The sequence below is a fragment of the Glaciecola sp. XM2 genome (assembly GCF_018595715.1).
Lineage (GTDB): Bacteria > Pseudomonadota > Gammaproteobacteria > Enterobacterales > Alteromonadaceae > Glaciecola.
Map to the genome: position 1 here is coordinate 1,005,836 of NZ_JAHEOJ010000020.1, position 7,747 is coordinate 1,013,582.

A 7,747-nucleotide genomic window follows, 5' to 3' on the forward strand; every position below is an offset into this window, starting at 1 on the left:
AAATAAGAGAACGAAAAAGGAGTCTGCATGCATATCGTATGTTCACACTGTGGGGCTATCAACAGAATACCTGCCGATAAAAGTCACTTGAACGCTAAGTGCGGGCATTGCCGGCATGCGGTGTATCAAGGCCAGCCTGTTGATTTGACAGATGCTAACTTTTTTAGATTCATTGAAAAAAACGATCTTCCAATAGTCGTCGACTTTTGGGCTGATTGGTGTGGGCCGTGCAAGGCGATGGCACCCGCATTTTCATCTGTTGCTGCACAATCAGAGAGTTTACTGTTTGCGAAAGTAAATACTCAGAGCGAGCAAAATGTGTCCGCTCAAGCGACCATTCGCTCTATCCCTACATTGATATTTTTTCATAAAGGCGAAGAAGTAGACCGCATTTCAGGGGCGTTGGGCGAGTCTCAACTTAAGCAGTGGATTATGCAGTGTGTCGGGAAGCTTTAATGACGCGAGACACCAGGGCCGGTTAGTTCTCTTGTAATTTAAGCAACTCTGCTTTTCGCAAACCACTGCCATATAGTCATGAAAACATCAGTTTATATTGAGGCCTCATAAGGCCAATGATTGAGATGGCTTCTTTGTGAGACAGTACAGTTGGCACTCTTCTAGGAGCCCTTGCTCTGACTGTATCAGGTAGAAGTGTTAACTCTCTTTCGAAGATATGTTTATACATAAACACAATCGCGCATAATGCTAAGTTTTGTGTGGATGAAGTTACTTCTCGGTTCACAGCAAGATGTGTCAAAAACTGTGTCACTTCTTGTTCGCCAAGATCTTTAGGATGCCGTTTTTGATTAAACAAAATGAAACGCTTTATCCACAAAAGATAAGTTTTCTCGGTTTGTATTGAATAATGCTTTGTTCTCATGACGTGTCGAATGCTCTCTAAAAATGGTGAATTAGCCATTATTGACTCCTTTTTTGCGGTAGATACTGTAGGTGTTAAGTAAACCGCATTCTACAAAAGGGGCAATCGGCCTAAAGGTCAGTTAACTCCTGTATTTAAGGCTAGATTTAATCTTGTTGTTACTATGCGTGCATAGTAAGCACGTTTTTACATTGGCGATATCATTCTAGGTGACTGTTTTTAATGCGTTTAAGAAAAAATGATGGGCGGTGTTACTATGCATGCATAGTAAATACGTAAACAATTGTAGAAATTGTCATCAAAAAAATAGTAAGCTATTGAAATTAAATAGGTATGGAGCCTTTGTGAAATGAACTTATCTCGCAGTTACAATGCGGTCTCCATAATAAGTTAATGAAATGGGCGCCTCCGACAATTGTCTAATATGGCAACTTATTTAGGAGGAATATATGGAAAAAGTAACTACCTTAGGTGTCGACTTAGCTAAAACAATATTTCAAGTATGCGGCATGACAAGTCATGGGAAAGTTGTTTTTAATAAAAAGCTAAGGCGAAATCAATTTTTGAAGTTTGTTTGTCAACTTCCCAAGTGTACCGTCGGAATGGAGGCTTGTAGCAGTTCTCACTATTGGGCGAGAGAGTTAATCAAATTGGGCTATGATGCAAAGTTAATGGCTCCTCAATTCGTCAAACCCTACGTAAAAACGAACAAAAATGATGCAGCTGATGCACAAGCTATATGTGAAGCCGTAACAAGACCCTCGATGCGCTTTGTGGATGTTAAAACGGATATGCAGCAAGCTTTATTGTTGTTGCACCGAGATAGAAGTGGCTTGATAAGAGATAGAACGTCTTTAGTTAATCGCTTACGTGCCAGTATGGCCGAGTTTGGCGTTATTGCACCGCAAGGCATAAACAAGCTTAGAGAATGGTTAGTTCACGACTATGGTAAGTTCGAAGATTTATTACCAATACCCATGCAACATCAAGTCAAAAGGTTTTCCGATAGACTGCGATTAATAGATAACGATATCAAAACGCTTGAAGACGAGGTTTCTTTTCATACTCGTGATGACAAAAATTATGAGCGTTTGTTGAAGATACCAGGCGTAGGAACGTTAACTGCATCTGCATTAGTTGCGACAATCGGGAGTGCATCGTCTTTTAAAAATGGTAGGCAGTTAGCTGCATGGCTAGGTTTAGTGCCAAGACAACATTCTAGTGGCGGCAAACAACAACTCTTTGGTATAAGCAAGAGAGGTGATGTTTATTTACGAACGCTGTTAATTCATGGCGCTCGTGCGATGGTTAGACACTTAAATCCACGACGGCAAATAAGCCATTGGATCAATCAGATGCTAAGCCGAACCCATAAGAATAAAGTGATAGTAGCCGTAGCGAATAAGATTGCTCGAATAGTCTGGGCCGTAATGCATAAAGAAGTAGACTATGATGACGCTTGCGTGGCAAGCTAATAAGTAAATATAAACACGCCGAGGTTACGCAGGCAATAATGCGTGATGACAAATAAGATAAAATCTAGACTAAATAACACTGACCCTAACATAGCTACTAAGATAGCGATAAGTTGATAAGTATTTAGTCTGCGAATTTCATCAGGGATACAGCGCCATAAGCTGATAAAAAATCCGAATAGATGACAGTAATCTTAATTTGCCTTACAAAAATTGCTTGCATAATAGGAGGCGTCCATAGATGTTATGGAACCTCACCGTTGAGAGCAAATTTATAGAATGATAGATTCAAAAAGGTATGTATCTATAGCCGTTCAAGAATTAAGTAAGCCTACTCTTGAGGTCACAAAACAATACCTTCAGGCTATGGAAGTTGAGCTTGAAAATGAAGTCCCTCGTGTGGCGAGAGTTGATTTCCACCACACTAGTGAATCGATAGCTGTTTACTTTTATATTAAGGAAGAACGATTTTTTATCGTAGTAAACCTCTCTAAAGGGAACAATTCGGAAGTAGAGTGGGTGTGGATAGAATCTGGGCACCGCGTATATTTAACAGCCACATCGGAATCGTTGGGATACGAAGAGCTAGCTAACTACCTTCCATATGACTCTCTAACCGGATGGTCAAAAGGCGACTTACATATGAATGGAAGGAGAGCATACAAATTTACGAGAGTTTCGTACGAGCCCAATGTGAATGAAGCATATGGGCTTGAGGAGAAGCTGCTTGAGCTACTAATGGATTTAGAAAAATCATCAGGGGCAATCCACAAACTAGTGGAAAATTCAAAAGCCTACATTTCTATCTGTAGGCATCAATATATAAGTGCGAATGCCGGTATTCACCTAGACTTAAACATATTACACAGGCTCAGCTCCCTAAATTTGGAGTTGGATGTTGATACTTATATTACTGGGAGTGAAATCGAGTAGAAAATGGTCCATAACAATCAAATCAATTCGACCTCCGCAAGCTGTCTTCTTTTTTGCGGTGCAAAAAAAACTGCCAGCTCGCTCCGGCGAATTATTTGGGCGTTATACGAATTTGAGGTTATTTTGAGAGATGAAAATTAAAGTCGATGACTTGAGTAGCGGAGAGGTTATTTTGCTGTTAGAGGAACATCTATCAGATATGTATGCTACCTCTCCTCCAGAATGCGTTCATGCACTAGATGTCAAAGCGCTAAAGTCGCCCGAGATTACTTTCTTTAGCACTTGGATAAATAACAAATTGGCGGCTTGTATTGCTATAAAACGACTGTCTCCGTCAGAAGCAGAGTTAAAATCTATGCGCACTGTCCATGCTTTCAGAGGTAAAGGAGTTGCCTCAAAACAATTGGAGCATGTACTTAACTTTGCGCAGGAGCAAGGATACGAAAGGATTAGCTTAGAAACAGGCACTCAAGACTATTTCAAGCCAGCTCGTGATTTATATCAGAAATTTGGTTTCACCGAGTGTGGTCCATTCAGTTCATACCAACTGAACCCAAATAGTCATTTTATGACACGTTGCGTGTAGCGTGGGAAATTCGTATAACAAAACAATTAAGGCGGATTTTGAGCAAGAGCGGCGCAAAACCGCTTATTGTAAGTGTTAGGCACTCGGAGTTAAAGCAATGGAAAGCGAACCGAATAGACGATTTGCACAAGCTGCTCATCCATTAAATTGGTATGAAGTAGCAAAGCTGATGCATGAGAATGCTCATGCACTTCATCATATGCCTCAAGGCTCTATAATTTTTAGAGACCAATCGAAAACAATCGCTAGGCCTACCTCTAATCGGTCGGTTTTTTTACTTGCTGCATTTGCACTTGAAAACCTAATAAAGGCTTTCTTGATATATGAAAACCCAAGTTTTATTGAAGGCGGGAAATTGGCTAATAAGCTATTAAACGGTCACAGCTTAAGCAAGCTTCAAAAAAAGTGTAAAAAGATTCCCGCCCCGAAAAGAACTCTTCATGTTTTTGAAACTCTCGAAGATGGTGTAAACTCATGGGCAAGATATCCATGTGCTACATCAATTCATAAAGAAACAATAGAGCGTATAGTTACTCCAGAACTCTGGAAGTGCTATAACCATGTTTTTAATATTTACAGTCAGCGACTAGAGAAGCTCTTATCAAAAAAATGGAAGGGCCCTTACGGTGAAATTACAAAGGTTGAATTTCAGCAACGTGCCTAACAAATCAATTAACAGAGATTATCAGCTCATGTCATGCCGCTTGCATTCGCAACCGTCACGCCATAATCTGATAACTCGTTATTGAGGTGTTAGTTGCTTAAGGTAGGCAGTCCGGCTATATCGCAGGATTTTGAATATTAAAAAGTCTATTTTCGACATTGGGAATTGATTAGATTTTATGAAAAGTATCAATTTATTGTCTCTTTCTCAGGCTCATGCATCTTTAGGTCCTGATGAGTACAAGTCCTTTAAAGGACATTATGAAATAGATATTGACGATAATGAGATAAATGATGTTAAAACATTGACAAATGAAATGTTCTCGATATTGTCATTCGTTAACATTTTTAATGATTTTTATGTGGGCTACAAAATACAGCACATAAGTAAAGAGTTTGATTTGCTCAGGTTTGGATCAAACTTCATTTTAAACATAGAAATCAAGAGCGAAAGCACCGAAGAAAAGATAAAAAAGCAGCTTACGAGAAATAAGTATTATCTTCACCATATTAACAAAGTTATCCATAGCTATTGCTTTGTTGCTACAAGTAAAACTCTATATCAATTAGGTGAATCGGGCGATATAGAAATCGTACCATTAGGTTCACTAATCCAATTGTTGACTAGCCAAAATCTAATTAAGATCGATAGTCCCGATACTCTTTTTAATCCTTCTGACTATCTAGTCTCTCCATTTAATTCAACGGGGAAATTTCTAGCTGGGCAGTATTTTCTTACTGGACAGCAAGAGATAATAAAAAATCAAATTACTACAAACATCACGAGCTCTTCACCGTCTGTTGTTTCATTAACTGGAGGAGCAGGCACAGGAAAAACTTTGTTGACATACGATATTGTAAAGTCCCGTATGGAGACCATGAATACAGTAATCGTGCATTGTGGGCAGTTGAATGATGGACACCAAAGGCTAATCAATTCAGGCTGGAATATCGTTTCCATAAGAGATTTTAGAAATTATGATTTGACCAGTGTCGACCTGGTTGTAGTCGATGAAACACAACGAATATACGCACAGCAATTCGACAATTTGGTTGTTGAGGCGGCATCAAAAAATACGCATTGTATTTTTTCATACGATAGGCAGCAAACCCTGTCAAGGTCCGAAGCGCATACTGATATTGAAGGTAAGGTTAATTCTATTAGTGGTGCATACAAGTATAGCTTGTCGGATAAAATAAGGACAAACAAGGAGATTGCGAATTTTATTAAAGTGCTATTTGACAATAAAAGAAACAATATAGCTGTATCGAATTGCGGAAATATTGACTTCGATTACTTTACCGACGCATCAAATGTTAAAAATTACATCTCCCTGATAAGTGGTGAGGGTTGGGAGGTTCTTAGGTTGACGCCATCTCAATATAACAATGAACACCATGAGTCATATTCTGAAATTACTAGTAAGAATTCACACCGGGTCATTGGTCAAGAGTTTGACAATGTTGCAGTGGTGATAGATGAATACTTCTCTTATGGAGCTGATGGAAAGCTGATCTATACCTCACGAACATACTATGATTCGGTGAAAATGTTATTTCAAAATATAACTCGAACAAGAAAAAAGCTAAAACTGATAATAATAGGAAATAAACAGATTCTAAATCGATGTTTGTCGGTTATGAAATAAGCCTCGAATGAGGCAACTAACACATATGAGCCTCCGGTCTGTCAATGACAAAAGAACACCTATTGCTCATTTTTTTATGAGCAATCTAATTCCTTTCATCAGTTTTGTTTACTTCGTCTGTCATGGTCGATGTTGAGCATATTGCTCACGTCAAACACATATAGAGGCTCTTAATGTTGCACTTTTCAGTTCCTTCTGATGGTCAACGGCACTAGACATTCATCGGTTAACCTTCATCTGTCCTATTCAAAGCTGAGTGGCTTAGTAGAACCAGTTAGTGGCGGGCTCAGCGAAGGTGTAAGCAAAGTCTGATAAAAGTTTATGTTGCGCAACAGTGGCATGTCTAATCAAAGCGAATTGGTTAAGGTCAGTTGGTATAGTTATCGATGCTGCTAGGGCAGATTGATGTGCGATAACAAGATACTCGCCATTTTCCCAGTTATACGATGAAGCTCATGCCACTGCGCGACTTACCCGTTTAAAAACTTATCTTCATTAAATACCTGTTGGTTCTTGAGCATGAAATAAACACAGCGGCCTATTTTATGTGCCAAAGCTGATAGCGCTTTAGCTTTGCTCATGCGTTTCTGAAGCGTTTCAAGGTATCGCTTAGCTTTGTCATTGCCTTTTAAGTACAGAACGGCGGCTTCGCTGAATGCCCATTTCAAATGCGCATTACCTATTTTATTGCCCTGAGTGCCATAGGACTTTCCTGCAGATTCGGCTTTGCATTTTACGAGTCGTGCGTATGACGCAAATTGTTGGACACGAGGAAAGCGCTGTATATCACCCACTTCATATAAGATGGTTAGGGCGAGAATCTTACCAATACCAGGAAAGGATCTTAGAATATGGAAGTCACTTCCCTTGTTGATCTGCGCTTTGAGCTTGACGTAATGCTCGATTTTATAGATTTCGTGCACCATGGTATCGATAATGTTGAGATTTAAGTCCATGCTTTTTTGCACAGCCTCATCAGGAAAGAAGTGGTGCATATGTTGTCTGGCGGGTGAGTTTTGTAGGTTTAATCGTGTTTCAGGCGCAGGTAAATTATATTGGCCAACAGTGCTGGACACATGAGCCTTGAGTTGAGCACTCATACGCATAATATGTGTGCGTCTTCTCAATGCATCCCTGATAGAGCGATGCTCTTTGGGGTAAGCATGGGCAAGCGGGAAATTTCCTCCTCGCATGAGTTTAGCGATCTTCAATGCATCGATTCTATCATTTTTAGTTTTACCTGCATGAATCGCTTTCATGTAGAGCGCATGGCCAAGAATAAAGTCAATGTTGTGCTGTTCGCAAAAATCCGATACCCAGTACCAACAGTGCATACACTCGACGCCGACTACTACACTACCGAGATAAGGTGTCAATAACTGAATAAGTTGCTCTGGCGAATCAGAAATTTTTTCATGGACGAGAACGTTATTTTCATTATCAATAATGCAGACATAAAGTAGGCGGGTGTGTAAATCAATTCCACAATAGTAAGGATGTGTATTAGTATAGAAATTCATTGAGTTTTCTCCGTTGGTTTTGTCGCCTGTTAGGATAAACT

At 39.6% G+C, this 7,747-nt stretch carries 8 protein-coding genes; 6 read left to right on the forward strand and 2 right to left on the reverse strand.

Annotated elements, in window-relative coordinates; all coding sequences use genetic code 11:
* Nucleotides 1-27 precede the first annotated feature (27 nt).
* Complete coding sequence (gene trxC / locus KJ365_RS09070; RefSeq protein ID WP_214451272.1) at nucleotides 28-456, forward strand: thioredoxin TrxC; 429 nt, start codon at nucleotides 28-30, stop codon at nucleotides 454-456.
* Between the two features lie 76 nt (nucleotides 457-532).
* On the opposite strand, the gene KJ365_RS09075 is transcribed toward trxC, so the two are convergent.
* The gene (locus KJ365_RS09075; protein ID WP_214451273.1) at nucleotides 533-919 is read right to left on the reverse strand and encodes a phage integrase N-terminal SAM-like domain-containing protein; all 387 of its coding nucleotides are present in this window, start codon (nucleotides 917-919) and stop codon (nucleotides 533-535) included.
* A gap of 410 nt (nucleotides 920-1,329) precedes the next feature.
* Here KJ365_RS09075 and KJ365_RS09080 point away from each other — a divergent pair, with 410 nt between their 5' ends.
* The 5 genes from KJ365_RS09080 (at nucleotide 1,330) to KJ365_RS09100 (ending at nucleotide 6,186) form a co-directional block, all read left to right on the forward strand.
* Complete coding sequence (locus KJ365_RS09080; protein WP_214451274.1) at nucleotides 1,330-2,355, forward strand: IS110 family RNA-guided transposase; 1,026 nt, start codon at nucleotides 1,330-1,332, stop codon at nucleotides 2,353-2,355.
* A 279-nt stretch (nucleotides 2,356-2,634) separates the two neighbouring features.
* Nucleotides 2,635-3,288 (forward strand): DUF4279 domain-containing protein, encoded by a 654-nt coding sequence (locus KJ365_RS09085; protein WP_214451275.1) that lies wholly within the window; start codon nucleotides 2,635-2,637, stop codon nucleotides 3,286-3,288.
* A gap of 130 nt (nucleotides 3,289-3,418) precedes the next feature.
* Nucleotides 3,419-3,874, forward strand: a complete 456-nt coding sequence (locus KJ365_RS09090; protein WP_214451276.1) for a GNAT family N-acetyltransferase — start codon at nucleotides 3,419-3,421, stop codon at nucleotides 3,872-3,874.
* A gap of 97 nt (nucleotides 3,875-3,971) precedes the next feature.
* Entirely contained in the window at nucleotides 3,972-4,538 is a 567-nt protein-coding gene (locus KJ365_RS09095; protein WP_214451277.1) for a hypothetical protein, read from the forward strand.
* Nucleotides 4,539-4,716: 178 nt separating this feature from the next.
* On the forward strand, nucleotides 4,717-6,186 hold the full coding sequence (locus KJ365_RS09100) for an AAA family ATPase (RefSeq protein ID WP_214451278.1): 1,470 nt from the start codon (nucleotides 4,717-4,719) through the stop codon (nucleotides 6,184-6,186).
* 470 nt (nucleotides 6,187-6,656) lie between these two features.
* Here the strand turns inward: KJ365_RS09100 and KJ365_RS09105 are convergent, their stop codons facing one another.
* Complete coding sequence (locus KJ365_RS09105) at nucleotides 6,657-7,706, reverse strand: IS110 family RNA-guided transposase (protein ID WP_214449666.1); 1,050 nt, start codon at nucleotides 7,704-7,706, stop codon at nucleotides 6,657-6,659.
* Nucleotides 7,707-7,747: the final 41 nt, after the last annotated feature.